This window comes from Streptomyces sp. NPDC107498 (assembly GCF_055582805.1).
The window spans coordinates 235,057-250,319 of sequence record NZ_JBVJPE010000002.1; the positions used below are offsets into that span (position 1 = coordinate 235,057).

18 protein-coding genes are annotated in these 15,263 nt (G+C 74.3%); 6 read left to right on the forward strand and 12 right to left on the reverse strand.

From position 1 onward, the window contains the following. Nucleotides 1-57 precede the first annotated feature (57 nt). Nucleotides 58-1,293: a GNAT family N-acetyltransferase gene (locus ACZ66Z_RS04300; protein ID WP_469932461.1), complete on the forward strand. Its 1,236-nt coding sequence runs from the start codon at nt 58-60 to the stop codon at nt 1,291-1,293. Nucleotides 1,294-1,314: 21 nt separating this feature from the next. Here ACZ66Z_RS04300 and ACZ66Z_RS04305 read toward each other — a convergent pair whose 3' ends face one another. The 5 genes from ACZ66Z_RS04305 to ACZ66Z_RS04325 all read right to left on the reverse strand — a co-directional run bounded on the left by ACZ66Z_RS04305 (nt 1,315) and on the right by ACZ66Z_RS04325 (nt 6,177). Next, complete coding sequence (locus ACZ66Z_RS04305) at nt 1,315-2,904, reverse strand: molybdopterin-dependent oxidoreductase (RefSeq protein WP_469932462.1); 1,590 nt, start codon at nt 2,902-2,904, stop codon at nt 1,315-1,317. A 62-nt stretch (nt 2,905-2,966) separates the two neighbouring features. Continuing rightward, the gene (locus ACZ66Z_RS04310) at nt 2,967-3,869 is read right to left on the reverse strand and encodes an amino acid ABC transporter permease (RefSeq protein WP_469932463.1); all 903 of its coding nucleotides are present in this window, start codon (nt 3,867-3,869) and stop codon (nt 2,967-2,969) included. Further along, a complete protein-coding gene (locus tag ACZ66Z_RS04315) occupies nt 3,866-4,531 on the reverse strand; it encodes an amino acid ABC transporter permease (protein ID WP_469932464.1) in 666 nt (221 codons plus the stop codon). The genes ACZ66Z_RS04310 and ACZ66Z_RS04315 overlap by 4 nt, the downstream gene beginning before the upstream one ends. 10 nt (nt 4,532-4,541) lie before the next feature. Beyond that, entirely contained in the window at nt 4,542-5,393 is an 852-nt protein-coding gene (locus ACZ66Z_RS04320; RefSeq protein WP_469932465.1) for a glutamate ABC transporter substrate-binding protein, read from the reverse strand. A gap of 28 nt (nt 5,394-5,421) precedes the next feature. Further along, nucleotides 5,422-6,177, reverse strand: coding sequence for an amino acid ABC transporter ATP-binding protein (locus ACZ66Z_RS04325; protein ID WP_469932466.1), 756 nt, complete (start codon nt 6,175-6,177; stop codon nt 5,422-5,424). Between the two features lie 228 nt (nt 6,178-6,405). On the opposite strand from ACZ66Z_RS04325, the gene ACZ66Z_RS04330 reads away from it, so the two are divergent. The 3 genes from ACZ66Z_RS04330 (at nt 6,406) to ACZ66Z_RS04340 (ending at nt 8,675) form a co-directional block, all read left to right on the forward strand. Beyond that, nucleotides 6,406-6,864, forward strand: a complete 459-nt coding sequence (locus tag ACZ66Z_RS04330) for a Crp/Fnr family transcriptional regulator (RefSeq protein ID WP_469932467.1) — start codon at nt 6,406-6,408, stop codon at nt 6,862-6,864. Between the two features lie 129 nt (nt 6,865-6,993). Then, nucleotides 6,994-7,221, forward strand: coding sequence for a hypothetical protein (locus ACZ66Z_RS04335; RefSeq protein ID WP_469932468.1), 228 nt, complete (start codon nt 6,994-6,996; stop codon nt 7,219-7,221). 95 nt (nt 7,222-7,316) lie between these two features. Next, the gene (locus tag ACZ66Z_RS04340) at nt 7,317-8,675 is read left to right on the forward strand and encodes a carboxyl transferase domain-containing protein (protein ID WP_469932469.1); all 1,359 of its coding nucleotides are present in this window, start codon (nt 7,317-7,319) and stop codon (nt 8,673-8,675) included. 116 nt (nt 8,676-8,791) lie between these two features. Here the strand turns inward: ACZ66Z_RS04340 and ACZ66Z_RS04345 are convergent, their stop codons facing one another. The 4 genes from ACZ66Z_RS04345 to ACZ66Z_RS04360 form a co-directional block, all read right to left on the reverse strand. Then, a complete protein-coding gene (locus tag ACZ66Z_RS04345; protein ID WP_469932470.1) occupies nt 8,792-9,115 on the reverse strand; it encodes a plasmid stabilization protein in 324 nt (107 codons plus the stop codon). Between the two features lie 66 nt (nt 9,116-9,181). Further along, nucleotides 9,182-9,640, reverse strand: coding sequence for an ATP-binding protein (locus ACZ66Z_RS04350; RefSeq protein ID WP_469932471.1), 459 nt, complete (start codon nt 9,638-9,640; stop codon nt 9,182-9,184). Then, complete coding sequence (locus tag ACZ66Z_RS04355) at nt 9,633-10,061, reverse strand: STAS domain-containing protein (RefSeq protein ID WP_469932472.1); 429 nt, start codon at nt 10,059-10,061, stop codon at nt 9,633-9,635. The genes ACZ66Z_RS04350 and ACZ66Z_RS04355 overlap by 8 nt, the downstream gene beginning before the upstream one ends. 133 nt (nt 10,062-10,194) lie before the next feature. Then, on the reverse strand, nt 10,195-11,427 hold the full coding sequence (locus ACZ66Z_RS04360) for a serine hydrolase domain-containing protein (protein ID WP_469932473.1): 1,233 nt from the start codon (nt 11,425-11,427) through the stop codon (nt 10,195-10,197). Between the two features lie 193 nt (nt 11,428-11,620). Between ACZ66Z_RS04360 and ACZ66Z_RS04365 the strand changes: the two genes are divergently transcribed. After that, nucleotides 11,621-12,010 (forward strand): hypothetical protein, encoded by a 390-nt coding sequence (locus ACZ66Z_RS04365; RefSeq protein ID WP_469932474.1) that lies wholly within the window; start codon nt 11,621-11,623, stop codon nt 12,008-12,010. 141 nt (nt 12,011-12,151) lie between these two features. Continuing rightward, nucleotides 12,152-13,540: an MFS transporter gene (locus tag ACZ66Z_RS04370; RefSeq protein WP_469932475.1), complete on the forward strand. Its 1,389-nt coding sequence runs from the start codon at nt 12,152-12,154 to the stop codon at nt 13,538-13,540. Nucleotides 13,541-13,784: 244 nt separating this feature from the next. Here ACZ66Z_RS04370 and ACZ66Z_RS04375 read toward each other — a convergent pair whose 3' ends face one another. The 3 genes from ACZ66Z_RS04375 to ACZ66Z_RS04385 form a co-directional block, all read right to left on the reverse strand. Then, the gene (locus tag ACZ66Z_RS04375) at nt 13,785-14,144 is read right to left on the reverse strand and encodes a hypothetical protein (RefSeq protein WP_469932476.1); all 360 of its coding nucleotides are present in this window, start codon (nt 14,142-14,144) and stop codon (nt 13,785-13,787) included. Between the two features lie 76 nt (nt 14,145-14,220). Then, nucleotides 14,221-14,910 carry a 4'-phosphopantetheinyl transferase family protein gene (locus tag ACZ66Z_RS04380; protein WP_469932477.1) on the reverse strand — a complete coding sequence of 230 codons (690 nt, stop codon included), beginning with the start codon at nt 14,908-14,910 and terminating at the stop codon, nt 14,221-14,223. Then, entirely contained in the window at nt 14,907-15,122 is a 216-nt protein-coding gene (locus ACZ66Z_RS04385; RefSeq protein ID WP_469932478.1) for a hypothetical protein, read from the reverse strand. Before ACZ66Z_RS04385 ends, ACZ66Z_RS04380 begins: the two co-directional genes overlap by 4 nt. Between the last annotated feature and the right edge of the window lie 141 nt (nt 15,123-15,263).

Genomic DNA, 15,263 nt, shown 5'->3' on the forward strand with positions numbered 1-15,263 from the left:
CACTGTGCGGGGCGCCACGGGTGGTGGTGCCGGTGTTCCGGGGAGGCGACAGTACCGGTGGAGATCCGTCCCACGAGCGAGCAGGACCGCGGCGTCTTCGTCGACACGATGCACACCGCGTTCGGGCTCTTCCCCGAGACGCCGGACGAGGACGGCGGAGGCGTCTGGTGGTCGGCGCTCGAGATGGAACGCGGCCTGCTCGCCCTGGAGCGGGACGGACGGCCCGTCGGCACCGCCGCCTCGTACTCCTTCGAGCTCACCCTGCCCGGTGACGTCCTCGTGCCGGTCGGCGGAGTGACCGCCGTCGGTGTGCTGCCCTCGCACCGGCGCCGTGGCGTGCTCAGTGCCATGATGCGGCACCAGCTCACCGAGCTGCGGGCCCGGGGGGACCTCCTCTCCGTGCTGCTGGCCTCCGAGGCCACGATCTACGGCAGGTTCGGCTACGGCCCGGCGACCTCCACGCGGCGGCTGACGGTGCCGCGCGGGCGGGCCGCGCTCGCCCCGCCCCGGGCGCTCGGGGCGGCCGGCGCCACGACGGCGGGAGCGGACACCGGCTCGGTCGAGGTGCTGCGGCGCGCCGAGTGCGGGGAGATCCTCGAAGCGGTCTACGACCGGTACCGCCGCACACAGCCCGGCGCGCTGTCCCGGCCGCCCCGCTGGTGGGCCCTGCGGGCGGGGCGGCCCCCGGTCGCCCCGGCGCCGCGTCACGTCGCCGTCCACCGGGACGCCGGCGGAACCCCGGACGGGTACGCCAGTTACACCGTCGGCGAGGACCGCACCCTGACCGTCGACGAGACGATCGCCTGCGACGACGCCGTCTTCACGGCCCTGGCCCGGTTCGTGCTCGGACACGACCTGGTCGGTGCGGTCGTGTTCGAGCACGTCCCGCCCGGGCATCCGCTGCGCCTGCAGCTGGCGGACTTCCGCGCCGGTGAGGTGAGCGGGGACACCGACGGGCTCTGGGTGCGGCTGCTCGACGTCCCGGGGGCGCTGACCGCGCGCGGCTGGTGCACGGACGGCGAGCTCGTCCTCGACGTGGAGGACCCGTTCCTCGGCGAGCACGGCCGTCATCTGCTGACCGTCCGGAGCGGCAGGGCCGACTGCGTCCCGACGGACCGGGCGCCCGACCTCTCCCTGGACGTGCGGGACCTGGGCTCGGTCTACCTCGGCGGCACCGCCCCGAGCACCCTGGTGCGCGCCGGGCACGTCCGGGCCCACCGCCCGGGCGCGGCGGCCCTCGCCGACGCCCTCTTCCGCGGGGAACGCGCTCCGCACTGCCTGCACTGGTTCTGAGCGCGCGCCGGCCCGGCCGGTTCACTCCCCCGCGACCGTGACGACGACCGAGTGCCACCCCTGTGCCCCGTCGGGCATGGTGTCGGTGCGGCGTTCCGGCTGGGTGGTGCCGGTGCCGTCGGTGGCGCGGACGGTGAGGGTGTGGCGGCCGGGGGCGGCGGCCCAGGGGTGGACCCACTGGCGCCAGGTGTCGGTTCCGTCCTCGGCCGCGAGCCGGGCGTCCTGCCAGGGGCCGTCGTCGATCCGCACCTGGACCCGGCGGATGCCCCGGTGCTGGGCCCAGGCGACCCCGGCGACCATGACGGTGCCGGCGGCGGGGCGGGCGAAGGGGCGCGGGGTGTCGATGCGGGACTGCGTCTTGACGGGGGCCTGCGCCGCCCAGCCGCGCGGGACCCAGTAGGCGTCGTACGCGTCGAAGGTGGTGAGCTCGATCGACTCGATCCACTTGCAGGCGGAGACGTACCCGTACAGCCCGGGGACGACCATGCGGACGGGGAAGCCGTGGGTGAAGGGCAGGGGTTCGCCGTTCATCCCGAAGGCGAGGAGGGCGTCGCGGCCGTCCATGACGGCTTCGACGGGGGTGCCGATGGTCATGCCGTCGACGGAGCGGGCGACCAGTTGGTCGGCGGGGCCGCCCTCGGAGGGCGGACGGACGCCGGCCTCGCGGAGCAGGTCGGCGAGGGGGACGCCGAGCCAGCGGGCGTTGCCGACGAGCGAACCGCCGACCTCGTTGGAGACGCAGCACAGGGTGATGTCCCGCTCCACCGTCGGCCGGGCCGTGAGCTCCCGCAGGGCGAGGACGCGTTCCCGGCGGACGCCGCTGCCGTGGAGGCGCAGGCGCCAGCGGTCGGCGTCGACCCTGGGGACGACGAGCGCGGTGTCGACGCGGTAGAAGTCGCGGTTCGGGGTGACGAAGGGGCTGATGCCGGGGACGTCGAGCTGGGCCCCTGCGGGCACGGCCGGTGCGGGGGAATCGGGCCGGGGCAGGCGCAGGGCCGCGCGGGAGGCGGCGGCGTTCTCCTGTACGGGGCTGCCGGCGGCGCGGCCGAGTGCGGCGGCGCCGGTCGCGGCGAGACCGGTGGAGGCGGCGACGATCAGGAAGCCCCGCCGGTCCGCCCGGGCGGTTCCGGGTCGTGTGCCGAGGAGGCGGCCGGTCAGGACGTACAGGAGGAGCGCGCCGGCCGCGGCTCCGACGAGGGAGGGGACGGCGTCCAGGGCGGTGTCGGAGTCGGGGCGGGTGACGGCGGCGAGGGCCCCGAGGACGCCGAAGGCGGCGACGGCCGCCGTGCCGAGCAGGCGGTGGCGCAGGGCGAGCAGCCCGACCGCGAGGGCCAGGAGGGCGAGGAGGAGCAGGATGCCGAGTTGGAGGACGGTCTTGTCGCTCTCGCCGAAGGTGCGGATCGCCCACTCCTTGAGGGCCGTCGGGGTCCGGTCGACGACGACGCCGCCGACGGCCGGGACGGGGCCCGCCTCGGGGCGCACCCGGGAGGCGACGAGGTCCGCGACGGCCAGGGAGACGTACGCCGAGACCAGGCCGCCGAGCGCGGCGAGGAGGCGGTCGGTGCGGGTGGGGTCGTGGTGCGGCCCGCGCGGGTCGCTGGTGGCGTTCATGGTGGGTGTTTCGGCACGTCCGGCCGCGTGGGCGGGCCGTGTCACCCGTACGGGCGCGGGGGTCAGCGCGTGTCGGGGTGCTCGCCCGGTGTCGCCAGCTCCTCCACCGCCTCGGCCCCGACGACGGCGCCGGTGGACCTCTTGCCGCGGCGCAGCCGGCGTTCGAGCCGGGAGGCGAAGGTGGTGAGCGCGAAGTTGAGGGCGACGAAGATCACGGCGACGACGGTGAAGCAGGCGATCGTGTTGGCGCCGTAGTTGGCGCTCATCGGGCGGACGGAGGCGAGGAGTTCGGAGAAGCCGAGCATCGCGCCGCCGAGGGCGGTGTCCTTGACGATGACGACGAGCTGGCTGACGAGGGCGGGCAGCATGGCGGTGACGGACTGCGGCAGCAGGACGTGGGCCATGGTCTGGCCCTTGCGCATGCCGATGGCCTTGGCGGCGTCGGTCTGGCCGGCGGGGAGGGAGAGGATGCCGGCGCGGACGACCTCGGCGAGTACGGAGGCGTTGTAGAGGACGAGGCCGGTGACGACGGCGTACAGGGGGCGGGTGTCCGGGCTGATGTCGGTGAACTCGGAGTAGGCGGCGTTCGCGAAGAGCATCAGGATCAGGACGGGGATGGCCCGGAAGAACTCGACGACGACGCCGGCCGCGGCGCGGACGGTCCGGTGGTCGGAGAGCCGGAGGACGCCGAGGAGCGCGCCCAGGGGCAGGGCGATGACCATGGCGAGCGCGGCGGCGATCACGGTGTTCTTCAGGGCGGGCAGGATGTACGTCTCCCAGACGCGGGCATCGGTGAAGAAGGGCGCCCACTTGGACCATTCGAGCTGGTTCTTGTCGGCGAGGCCCGTCACGACCCACCACACCACGGCGGCGAGGACGAGCACGAACAGCAGGCTCCAGACGAGGTTGCGCCGGCGGGCGCGCGGGCCGGGGACGTCGTAGAGGACGGTGGGCTTGTCCTTCACCGCTTCACCGCCACCTTCTTGGCCACCCAGCCGAGGAGGAGCCCGGTGGGCAGGGTGAGGCAGAGGAAGCCGACGGCGAAGATCACGGAGATGAGGAGGAGCTGGGCCTCGTTCTCGATCATCTCGCGCATCAGCAGGGCCGCCTCGGCGACGCCGATGGCGGCGGCCACGGTGGTGTTCTTGGTGAGGGCGATGAGGACGTTGGCGAGCGGTCCGACGACGGAGCGGAAGGCCTGCGGGAGCACGATCAGGCGCAGCACCTGGGGGAAGTTCAGCCCGATGGCACGGGCGGCCTCGACCTGCCCGAGGGGCACGGTGTTGATGCCGGAGCGCAGGGCCTCGCAGACGAACGCGCTGGTGTAGGCGGTGAGGCCGAGGACGGCGAGCCGGAAGTTGATGGTGGTGAACCGTTCGGCGCCGAGGCTGACTCCGAGGGTCTGGAAGAGGCCCAGGGAGGTGAAGACGATGATGACGGTGAGGGGGATGTTGCGGACGATGTTGACGTAGACGGTGCCGAAGCCCCGCATGAGGGGGACGGGGCTGACGCGCATCGCGGCCAGCAGCGTCCCCCAGACGAGGGAGCCGATCGCGGAGTAGACGGTGAGCTGCACCGTCGTCCAGAAGGCTCCGAGCAGGTCGTACCCCTGGAGGAAGTCGAACACGGCGGCCTGCTCACTTGACGATGACGCCGATCTTCGGGGCGGGCTCGTTCTGGTAGCCGGCGGGGCCGAGGTTCTTCTTGACCGCCGCCTGCCAGGAGCCGTCGGCGACCATCTTCTCCAGGGCCGTGTTGATCTTGCCCTTGAGGTCGCTGCCCTTCTGGACGCCGATGCCGTAGTTCTCGTTGCTCATCTTGAAGCCGCCGAGCTTGAACTTGCCCTTGAACTCGGGCTGCGAGGCGTAGCCGGCGAGGATCGAGTCGTCGGTGGTGACGGCGTCGATGACCCCGTTCTCCAGTCCGGTCAGGCACTCGGAGTAACCGCCGTACTCCTGGAGTTGGGCGTCGGGGGCGATCTTGTCCTTGACGTTCTGCGCGGAGGTCGAGCCGGTGACCGAGCAGAGCTTCTTGTTGTTCAGGTCGGACGGCTTCTTGATCGAATCGTCATTCGCCCGGATCAGGACGTCCTGGTGGGCGAGGAGATAGGGACCCGCGAAGTCGACCTTCTCCAGCCGCTTGTCGTTGATCGAGTACGAGGCCGCGATGAAGTCCACGTCACCGCGCTGGAGCAGGGTCTCCCGGTCGGCGCTCTTCGCCTCCTTCCACTCGATGTCGGAGGGCTTGTGGCCGAGCTGCTTGGCGACGTAGGTCGCCACGTCGACGTCGAAGCCGGTGTAGGTGCCGTCGGGGGTCTTCAGGCCGATGCCGGGCTGGTCGAACTTGATGCCGATGGTGATCTTGTCGTCGTCGCCGTGGTCCCGGGGCGCACCGCCGGCCGCGGCGTTCGCGAATCCTGCCGAGGTGAGGGAGAGGACGACGGTCGCGGCGGCCGCCACGACGGCCCTGCCGGTCCTGAGCGGGTTCATGAGGATCACCCCTGGGTGTGCTGACGGGTCAGTGGTGGAGGATCTTGGAGAGGAAGTCCTTGGCCCGGTCGCTGCGCGGGTTGCCGAAGAACTCCTCGGGCGTCGTCTCCTCGACGATGCGGCCGTCGGCCATGAAGACCACGCGGTGGGCGGCGGAGCGCGCGAAGCCCATCTCGTGCGTGACGACCACCATCGTCATGCCGTCCCGGGCCAGTTGCTGCATGACCTCCAGGACCTCGTTGATCATCTCCGGGTCGAGGGCCGAGGTCGGCTCGTCGAAGAGCATGACCTTCGGGTCCATCGCGAGCGCGCGGGCGATCGCCACGCGCTGCTGCTGACCGCCGGAGAGCTGGGCGGGGTACTTGTCCGCCTGCGAGGCGACGCCGACCCGGTCGAGGAGGGTCCGGGCCCTCTCCTCGGCCTTCTTCCGCTCCTTCTTGCGGACCTTGATCTGCCCGAGGGTCACGTTGTCGAGCACGGTCTTGTGCGCGAAGAGGTTGAAGGACTGGAAGACCATGCCGACGTCGGCCCGCAGGGCCGCCAGTTCCCGTCCTTCGGCGGGCAGCGGTCGCCCGTCGACGACGATCTCGCCCGCGTCGATGGTCTCCAGGCGGTTGATCGCCCGGCACAGCGTCGACTTCCCCGAGCCCGACGGCCCGATGACGACGACGACCTCGCCGCGGTGGATCGTGAGGTCGATGGACTGGAGGACGTGCAGGGGGCCGAAGTGCTTGTCGACCCCGCGCAGTACGACGAGCTCGTCGCCGCCGTCCGGAACGGGCATGGCACCCTCCTGGGTCACGCCCCCGCTTGCCGCTCACTCCCCACGTTCATGCTCCGCCCTGCACCCGTCCGGCGCACTCCGGGTGGGGGGAGGCACGGAGGGTGAGCGCACGGGCACGCTGCGGGTCCCCGGCCCGGACGCGGCGCCACCGGGCGGTCCGGAGCCTGCGCGCGGCGACGGCCGGGCCCACACTGGGGGTGGGAGTCGAGTGTGCGAGGAGGGACCGCCATGAGCAGAGCCGCGCCCAAGGTCAGCACGTTGCCCCAGGAGCACCGGGAGCGCCTGATGGCCTTCGCCGAGGACGTGTACTTCGAGTCCGGTCACCGTCTGTTCGAGGAGCAGCAGCACGCCGACCGGTTCTGGATCGTGAAGACGGGCGCGGTGACCCTCGACGCGAAGGTCCCGGGCCGGGGGTCGCCCGTGATCGAGACCCTGCGCCACGGCGAGCTGGTCGGGCTCTCCTGGCTTTTCCCGCCGTATCTGTGCCAGTCGGGGGCCGAGGCGATGACGCCGGTCAGGGCGTACGAGTTCAACGCCCCGGCCGTGCGGTCGATGTGCCACTCCGACGCGGAGTTCGGCGCCTCGGTCATCTTCTGGGTGGGGTCGATCCTCGCCCACCGCCTCCATGTGACCCGGGTCCGCCTCCTCGACCTGTACGCCCCGCACGGCAGCGGCGTCCTGGCCTGACCGGCGCCGGGGCGGGGCGGAGCGGCGTCACGGCCAGCTCCGCCCCGCGCCGTGCAGACGGCACGGGGCGGACGCGGGACGGACGCGGGGCGGACGCGGGACGGACGCGGGGCGGACGCGGGACGGACGATGGCGGCCTACGGGGAGACCGTCGGGAACGTCCTGACGGACGAGCCGGCGGAGCGGTGGGGGCGGGCCGTCGCCCGTCGGCACGACCCGTCCGCGCGGGAGGCCCCGACCCCGGTGCGGACCACGCGGGAGGGGGCGCAGGCCACGCGGGCGATCGGCCTCCGCTTCGGCGCGGAGGCGGACCGGCGGCGGATCGCCCGCCGTCCGGCGTTCGTCCCGGGCGGCTGACGGGTACCGGACGGTACGGTGGGGGGACGCCTTTCAGGCGACCGAGCACCGCACCATCCCGTCCGTGCACTCCGGCGACGAGCGGCGAGGCCCGCATGAGCGACCCGACGACGGCACGCGAGGCGATCGCCCTCGTCACCGACGACTTCAGCGAACTCCCCTGTGCGGAAGGCCCCCTGGTCGATGACGGGCCGCTCGGCTGGCCCGGCTACTCCGCCGCGCACGCCCGCGCCGCCGACCGTACCGGCGAGACCGAGTCGGTGGTCTGCGGCACGGGCGTGGTGGGCGGGGTGACGGCGGTGCTGATCTCCTTCGAGTTCCGGTTCCTCGGCGGGTCCCTCGGGGAGCGGACGGGCGCGCGGGCCGCCGCCGCCCACGCCCTGGCCCGGGAGCGGGGGCTTCCCGTGGTCGTCCTCCCGGCCACCGGGGGCAGCCGGATGCACGAGGGCATGCGCGCCCTCCTGCAACTCCAGCTCCTGGCGGGCGAGTCAGAGGCCACCCGGGCCGCGGGGCTGCCGCAGGTCGCCGTCCTGCGGGATCCGACGACGGGCGGCGGCTGGGCCACGCTCGGCGCCGGCTCCGACGTCGTCCTCGCCCTGCCCGGCGCCCAGATCGGCTTCGCGGGCTCCCGCGTGCGGCCGCCGGACGCGGACCCGGCCGCGTACACCGCCGAGGCGCAGCTCGCCCACGGCCACCTCGACGCGATCGTGCCGCCCGCCGCGCTGCGCGCGACCCTCGGGCGCTGGCTGTCGCTGCTCGTCCGGCCCGCCGAGGGCCCGGTCGCGCCGCCGTACGCGCTCGGCGACCCGGAGGCGCCGCCCGCCGCGAGCGGCCGGGAGGCGGTGGCGCGCGCCCGGCGTCCGGACCGGCCCCGGGCCGTCGCGTACCTCGACGCCCACTTCGCCCTGCGCGAGGAGATCTCCGGCGACCGCTGCGGGGGCGTCGACCCGGGCATGCGGTGCGGCTTCGGGCGGCTCCCCGACGGCCGTACCGTCGCCTACGCGGCCCAGTGCGGCACCGCGACCCGCCCGGCCGGCTTCCGCACGGCGGCCCGCCTCGTGCGGCTGGCCGGCCGGCTCGGCATCCCGGTGCTCACCCTCGTGGACACGCCGGGCGCCGCCAACGACCCGGCGGCGGAGCGCGCGGGCGCGGGGACCGCGATCGCCGACCTGTTCGCCGCCGTCGCCTCCGCCCGCACCCCGCTCACCTCACTGCTCATCGGCGAGGGGGGCTCCGGCGGCGCCCTGGCGCTGGCCGCGCCGGGCAACACCTGGGCCACGCCGGACGGTTACTTCTCCGTCATCGCGCCCGAGGCCGCCGCCGCCATCCTGAAACGGGCCCCCGAGGAGGCCGCGGCCACCGCCGACCAGCTGCGTCTGCGCCCCGAGGACCTGGTGGACCTCGGCGTCGTCCGGGGCGTCGTGGGGCCCCCTCCGGGACGGACCCGGGCCTGACGAACGGCCCGAGGCGGCCGAACCCGAGAGACCGGGCCCCGAGGCGGCCGGGGGCCGGGGACGGGGAGCCCGAGGCCCCCGGGCCCGAGGGCACCGGGGGCCGTCCAAGGCTCTTCCTACTCGCCCAGGGCCCGCTTCAGCCCGGCCTTGTCCATCGAGGAACGGCCCTGGATGCCTCGGCGCTTGGCCTCGGCGTAGAGCTGGTCGTAGGTCGGGCCCTGCGAGCCGCTGTGCGAGCGCTTCCCGCCGCGGCGCGAGGAGGACATGTCCTGTGTCGAGCTCTTGCTCGCGGTCTTCGACTCCCCGGCCCGCGCGCGCTCCTTGTTCACCGTGCGCGCGGCGATCTCCTCGGCGCGCTTCTCGCTCTCGCCCCGGTCCAGGGCGCTCTCCCTGATGTGCTCGTACTGCCGCTCCCGCTTGGCGTTCGATCCGCGCGGCATGTTCCGCTCCTCTCCGTCCGGACACGACCTCCCCCCGCATCCGGCGCCTGCCCGCCCCCTCGGGGTCTAATCCGGTTCCCCCGCGCGCCGGGGCGGGCGGTCGACCTCCAGCCAGACCACCTTGCCCACGGCCCCCGCCCCCTTGTCCCGGCTGCCCCAGTCGCCGGCGAGCCGGTTCAGGACCATCAGGCCGTGGCCGCCGGGCAGCGCGGGGGACCGGGGCGTCCGCATCTGCGGATGCCCCGGGTCGGCGTCGTACACCTCGACGCGCAGCCGCTCCCGCCCGTTCCGCAGGACGAACTGCTCGGGGCCGCCGGCGTGCAGGCAGGCGTTGGTGACGACCTCCGAGACGAGGAGCAGGACGTCCTCGACCCGCTCCTCGGCCTCCTCGCTGTCCGCCGGGATCCACCCCCAGTCCGCCAGGGCCTTCGCCGTGAAGTCCCGGCAGCGCGAGACGACGCCGCGCGTCCCGTGCAACACCAGTCGGCGGACCTGGCCCGGAGGGCCGCCTTCGTCGTCAGTCATGGATGTCTCCCCCGTCCCTCGTCCCCGCACCCTCGTCGTCGTCGGCCAGCGCCTCGGCCGCGTCCGCGTATACCCGGAAGACCGTCCGGGCACCGGTGATCTCGAACATCCGGTCCACCGACGGCCGGAGTCCGGCGAGGTCCAGGCGCCCGCCCGTCTCCCCCAGGCGCATGCGGGCCCGCAACAGCTCGTTCAGACCGGTCGAGTCGCAGAAGCTCAGGCCGGAGCAGTCCACGACGATCCGCCGGGCCCGGGCGCTGCCGTCCAGCGCCCGGCGCAACGGGCCGACCGTGTCGTGGTCGAGCTCCCCGCCCAGCGCGAGCACGACCACCGCGTCGGGCGGCCCGGGCCGGGCCCGGACGACGAACCGGGGGTCGGGGGACGGCGTCCCCCCCGTACTGTCGTCGGCGTCCTTGGACACCGGCCCACCTCCTCGTACCACTCGGCGAGACCATCTCTCCCCCCAGTTTCCGCCAGATGGCCGCGATCGACACCCCCTGGGGGCGTCTTCCGGATCTTCCCGGGCCCGCGGGGCCCGGTCCGGAGGGCACCGGCTAGCGGGGCTGGACCGCGCTGTCGTAGACGTGGTCCGGGGTGACGATCGCCGTGATCGCGCGGGCGAGCGGCGTGGACGGCTCCTGGCCCCGGCTGGTGATGTCCGTGTTGATCATGATGACGAGCGTGGCGTCCCGCTCGGGCAGGTGGACGGTCACCGTCTCGTACCCCGGAATCGAGCCGTTGTGCCCGATCCAGCCGTTGGCGTCGAAGATGCCGAGGCCGTAGTCGAGGCCGGGGTGGCCGGTCGGCAGCGTCTTGAGCCGCTGCGCCTGCGTCGCGGGGCTCAGCAGCTCGCCGGTGGCGAGGATCTTCGCCCAGCGGCGCAGGTCGTGCATGTCGGAGATCATCGCCCCGGCCGCCCAGGCCCAGCTGGGGTTCCAGTCGGTGGAGTCCACGACGGCGCCGCTGAGCGTCTGGTCGGTGTAGCCGCGGGGGTGCGGCTCGGGGAACTCGGGGCCGGTGGGGAGGAACGTGTGGCGCAGGCGGGCCGGGCGGAGCACACGGTCGCGGAGGAACGCGGTCAGCGGCCGGCCGCTGACCTTCTCCACCACCAGGCCGAGGAGCACCAGGTTGCTGTTCGAGTACTCGAACCGCGCGCCCGGCTCGAAGATGTTCTCGTGCCTGAAGCCGTAGGCGAGCGCCTCCTGCGGGGTGAAGGGGCGCTCGGGGTCGCCGAGCAGGTCGTGGACGAAGTCCGGGTCGGAGGTGTACGGGAAGAGGCCGCTGCGCATCTCGGCGAGGTGGCGCAGGGTGATCCGGTGGCCGTTCGGCACTCCGCGGACGTAGCGGTCGATCGGGTCGTCCAGACGGATCCGGTGGTCGTCGACGAGTTCCAGGAGGGCGGTGACCGTGAAGGTCTTGGTCTCGCTGCCGATGCGGACGAAGCCGTCGGTGGACATCGGCTCGCCGGTGACCTTGTCGGCGACGCCGGTCGCGCGGACGTAGCTTCCCCTGCCCGGCATCCACAGGCCGACGGCGACGCCGGGGATGCCGGCCTGCTTGCGGACGTCCTCGACGGCCCGGTCGAGCCGGGCGGTGATCTCGGGGCCGAATCCGTCCGGCGGGCAGTCGTCGTCCTCGCCGTGCACGAGGCCTGCGGCGCTCGGGGCGTGGGTGGCGGCGCCGCTCGGGGTGTGGACGGCGACGGCGGGCGCGGCCGTCACGGGGGCCAGCACGGACGTCACGAGCAGCGCCGCGGCGAACAGCCGACGGGAGGGGGTACGTCGCATGTCGGGGGTGCCTCTTCCGGGTCACGAGCTCGGGATGGCGGGCTCAGGAGGGGCATCATCACCACCGGGGGCCGGGGCGACGGCGCTCCCGTCCGGCGCGTGCGCGGCGAGTCCACCCGTACGGGGCCACGCGGGTAACCGGTACGGCCTCGGGGGCTGGACAATGGCATCCCCACACCGGAGACGAGGTTCGATGACGCTGAAAGAGGGCCGACGGGTGAGGCTGGCGGTGGACCTGACGCTCGGCCGGGTCGCCCCGGCGGGCGAGGATCCCGCGGAGGAGGGGGCCGGGACGGGGTTCCTGGCCCTGGGCGCGGGCGTCGAGGGCACCGTCGAGCGGGTGGACGAGGACCGGCCGCAGAGCCAGGAGGTCCGCGAGTACGAGCGCCTCAGGTCGCTCCTCGACGACTTCGGCCACCAGATGCCTCCGGGCAGCAGGCGGCAACTGGAGGAGCAGGTCGACTCGCTGGAACCGGCGTGGACCGCCCACCGGGAGCGGAGGCTCCGTCTGACGGTCCGCGTCCGCTTCGACAACGGCTTCGTCCTCGACGACGCCCCCGGGGACCTCTTCACCGTCCTCTGAGCGCGCACGGTCCCCACCCTCCTTCGACGGATGATTTTGCGGTATCCGCAAAGTTCTTTGCCGTATTCCCTCCCCGGTCCGAATCTGGGCGGCATCCGGTCCCGTTCAGTCCCGTCCGGTCCCGTCGAAGGGGGAACCCACGTGCTCACGACGTCCCTGTCCGCTCCACCCGTTCCGCTGGATCCGCGCCGCCGTCGGACGGTGCTGGCGGTCTGCGCGCTCAGCATGTTCCTGGTCGGCGTCGACGCCACCATCGTCAACGTGGGGCTGCCCGCGATCGGCCGGGGCCTCGGCGCGGGCACCCACGGTCTCGCATGGGTCGTGGACGCGTACACGGTGGCCATGGCCAGTCTGCTCATCGTCTCCGGCGCCCTCGCCGACCGCTTCGGGCGCCGCCGGGTCTTCCGGTGCGGGCTGCTCGTCTTCGGCCTGGCCTCCCTCGTGTGCGCCCTCGCCCCGTCGCTCGGGGTGCTGGTGGCGGCCAGGGCCGTCCAGGGGATCGGCGCCTCGATGCTGAGTCCGGTGGCCCTGGCGATCGTGGTGAACGCGATGCCCGACCCGCGCGAACGGGCCCGCGCGATCGGCGTCTGGGCCGCGGTCTTCGGGCTGAGCATGGCGGCGGGCCCGGTCACCGGCGGGGCGCTCATCGCCGCGTTCGGCTGGCGCTCGGTGTTCTGGATCAACGCGCCGGTGGTGGCCCTCGCCCTCGTCCTGGTCGCCCTGTTCGTGCCGGAGTCCCGCGCAGAGCGCGCCCGCCGCCTCGACCTGCCCGGTCAACTGCTCCTCACCCTGGTGCTCTTCCTCGTCGTCGGCCTCCTCATCGAAGGCCCCCGCATCGGCTGGACGTCGCCCGCCGCCCTCGTCGGTCACGCGCTGACCGCGGCGGCCACGGCCGGCTTCGTCCGGGTCGAACTCCGGCGCGAGGAGCCCCTGATGGACCTCGGCCTGTTCCGCCGTCCGCCGTTCGTCACGGCGGTGCTCGGCGCGACGGCGGTCTTCGTCGCCCTCAACATGACCCTGCTGCTCAGCACCCTCTACCTCCAGCAGGCCCGGGACTGGACGCCGCTCGCGGCCGGCGCCGCGACCCTGCCCATGGCGCTCGGCGCCACGGTGTGCGCGCCCTGGTCCGGCGTGCTGGTGGGGCGCGTCGGGCCCCGGCGCCCGTTGCTCCTCGCGGGCGGGTTCACCGCGGCCGGCGGCCTCTGCCTCGTGGATCTGGACGGGGACACGGGCGTGCCGCGGATCCTGCTCGCCTTCCTGCTGACGGGCATCGGCTTCGGCTTCGCCAACGCCCCTCTGACGAACACCGCGGTCGGCGGCCTGCCGGCGTCCCGGGCCGGGGTGGCGGGGGCGATCACGTCCGCCTCGCGCCAGGTCGGCGTGGCGGTCGGCATCGCCGTCGCCGGCGGACTGGTCGCGGGCACCGGCCCGGCCGACCTCCCCGCCGCGACCCGGCCCGGCTGGCTCGTCGTGTCGGCGTGCGGCCTCTTCCTCCTGTTCGCGGCCCGCGCCGCGCGACCGAGGACCTAGCCGTGCCGGTCGTGGCAGGGTGCCCACGACCGGCTTCGGGAGCGGGCGGCCGACGGCGCGTGGGAGAGGGCGTTCACCGCGCTGCTCGTCCAGGCCGATGCCGAAGGCGACCCGGCCCGGGCCGTCGCGGCCGACTCCACCGTCGTCCGTGCGCATCAGCACGCCGCCGGGGACGGGTACTCGTCGGTCGCGGCCTCGCCTCGGACGAGACGGCCCCGGGTACGCTCCTCGCAGTGAGGTCCCGTCAGATGCCGGGCCCGGAGCTGGGGTTCGGGTTCTGTCGCAGATGCCACCAGGTCGCGAGGCCCCACAGCGCGAGTCCGGCGACGGCCGCGCAGACGAGCAGCGCCACCCACGGCCGGAGCCGTCTGGTGGCCGCCGCCCAGGTCAGCGGAGGGACGACCAGACCGGCGAAGAGGATCAGCGGCAGATCGACGAGGATCACGCCCCAGTCCCGCGCGTGCGCCTCGAAGCCGCCGTCGATGCTGTACGCGGCCCGGGGCAGCGCGAAGGCGCCCGCCACCGCGGCGCCGATGACGGCGAGCAGGCAGCCGACGGCGCTCTCGGCCCGGTCCCGCGCTTCCTGTGACGGCGTCTCGCTCATGCCCGGGACGGACGCCGGGCGGCGCCGTCCGGTTCCCCGCGCCGGTACGCCCGGCCCCGGCGGGGCGCCCGTGAGGCTACCGGGACAGGACGATCGCGGTGAGCACCACCCCGTCGCGCACGAGCCAGCGTCCGGTGAAGCGGTCCCGTCGGACGCGGCCGGTCGCCGGGCCGGGGACGAGCAGCCGGGCGGTGAACGTGCCCGTGTGCGCCGACGGGTGCGGTTCCGTGCCGGCCGGGGCCGGCTCGAAGTCGACCGACGCCTCGTCGAATCCGAGCTCTCCGCGGGTCAGCGGGTACCAGGTCTTGAAGACGCTCTCCTTCGCACTGAACAGCAGCCGGTCCCAGGGAACGCCCGGCGTCCGGGCGGCCAGTGCGTGCAGGTGACGCCGCTCCCCCGGGAGCGACACGCCCTCCAGGACCCCTTCGGGCAGGGGGGCCGCCGGTTCCGCGTCGATGCCGAGCGACAGGACGTCCGTGGTCCTGGCCAGGGCGGCGGCCCTGTATCCCGCGCAGTGCGTCATGCTTCCGGCCACGCCGTGGGGCCAGCGCGGCTCCCCGCGCGCGCCCGGCGTGAGGGGCGTCTCGGGGAGGCCGAGGCGGCGCAGCGCGAGCCGTGCGCACAGCCGTACGGTGGCGAACTCGCGCTGTCGGCCCACGACGGCGCGGGCGACGGCGGCGGCCTCCTCGGGGAAGAGCGTGACGGGCTCCGTGTCGTCGCGCCGCCAGGCGGAGGCGACGGCGTCGGGCAGCAGTTCCGCGATCATCCGGCGCGCTCCCCGGCCTCTTCGGCGGCGCGTTCCCACGCGCGCAGGAGCTCGCTCGGCGGCCGGCCGCGGTCCGGTACGGCGAAGCCCTGGGACCGGCCGCGCGCCCGGAGTCCGTTCGAGGACGGCCGCCGCGCGTCGGCGGGCCACTCGTCGTGCGCCTCCCTCCGGGAGGCGTGCGGTCGGGTGGTGGGGGTGGTCAGTGCCGGCATGGCCGCGACAGTACCGCTCCCGACCGGCGCTCCCGCCGGCCGGCCCCCGCTCCCGGAAGGCCGTACCGCCTGCCGCCCCGCCCTCGGCCGGCCGCACCGCTCGCCGACCCGCTGGTCCCGGGTGACCATGGGACGCGGGGA

Bases quoted from the DNA above. Each gene is read 5' to 3' on its own strand.
- ACZ66Z_RS04305 (WP_469932462.1), bottom strand. From the start codon at position 2,904: ATGAACGCCACCAGCGACCCGCGCGGGCCGCACCACGACCCCACCCGC.
- ACZ66Z_RS04320 (WP_469932465.1), bottom strand. From the start codon at position 5,393: ATGAACCCGCTCAGGACCGGCAGGGCCGTCGTGGCGGCCGCCGCGACC.
- ACZ66Z_RS04325 (WP_469932466.1), bottom strand. From the start codon at position 6,177: ATGCCCGTTCCGGACGGCGGCGACGAGCTCGTCGTACTGCGCGGGGTC.
- ACZ66Z_RS04330 (WP_469932467.1), top strand. From the start codon at position 6,406: ATGAGCAGAGCCGCGCCCAAGGTCAGCACGTTGCCCCAGGAGCACCGG.
- ACZ66Z_RS04335 (WP_469932468.1), top strand. From the start codon at position 6,994: ATGGCGGCCTACGGGGAGACCGTCGGGAACGTCCTGACGGACGAGCCG.
- ACZ66Z_RS04340 (WP_469932469.1), top strand. From the start codon at position 7,317: ATGAGCGACCCGACGACGGCACGCGAGGCGATCGCCCTCGTCACCGAC.
- ACZ66Z_RS04345 (WP_469932470.1), bottom strand. From the start codon at position 9,115: ATGCCGCGCGGATCGAACGCCAAGCGGGAGCGGCAGTACGAGCACATC.
- ACZ66Z_RS04350 (WP_469932471.1), bottom strand. From the start codon at position 9,640: ATGACTGACGACGAAGGCGGCCCTCCGGGCCAGGTCCGCCGACTGGTG.
- ACZ66Z_RS04360 (WP_469932473.1), bottom strand. From the start codon at position 11,427: ATGCGACGTACCCCCTCCCGTCGGCTGTTCGCCGCGGCGCTGCTCGTG.
- ACZ66Z_RS04365 (WP_469932474.1), top strand. From the start codon at position 11,621: ATGACGCTGAAAGAGGGCCGACGGGTGAGGCTGGCGGTGGACCTGACG.
- ACZ66Z_RS04375 (WP_469932476.1), bottom strand. From the start codon at position 14,144: ATGAGCGAGACGCCGTCACAGGAAGCGCGGGACCGGGCCGAGAGCGCC.
- ACZ66Z_RS04380 (WP_469932477.1), bottom strand. From the start codon at position 14,910: ATGATCGCGGAACTGCTGCCCGACGCCGTCGCCTCCGCCTGGCGGCGC.
- ACZ66Z_RS04385 (WP_469932478.1), bottom strand. From the start codon at position 15,122: ATGCCGGCACTGACCACCCCCACCACCCGACCGCACGCCTCCCGGAGG.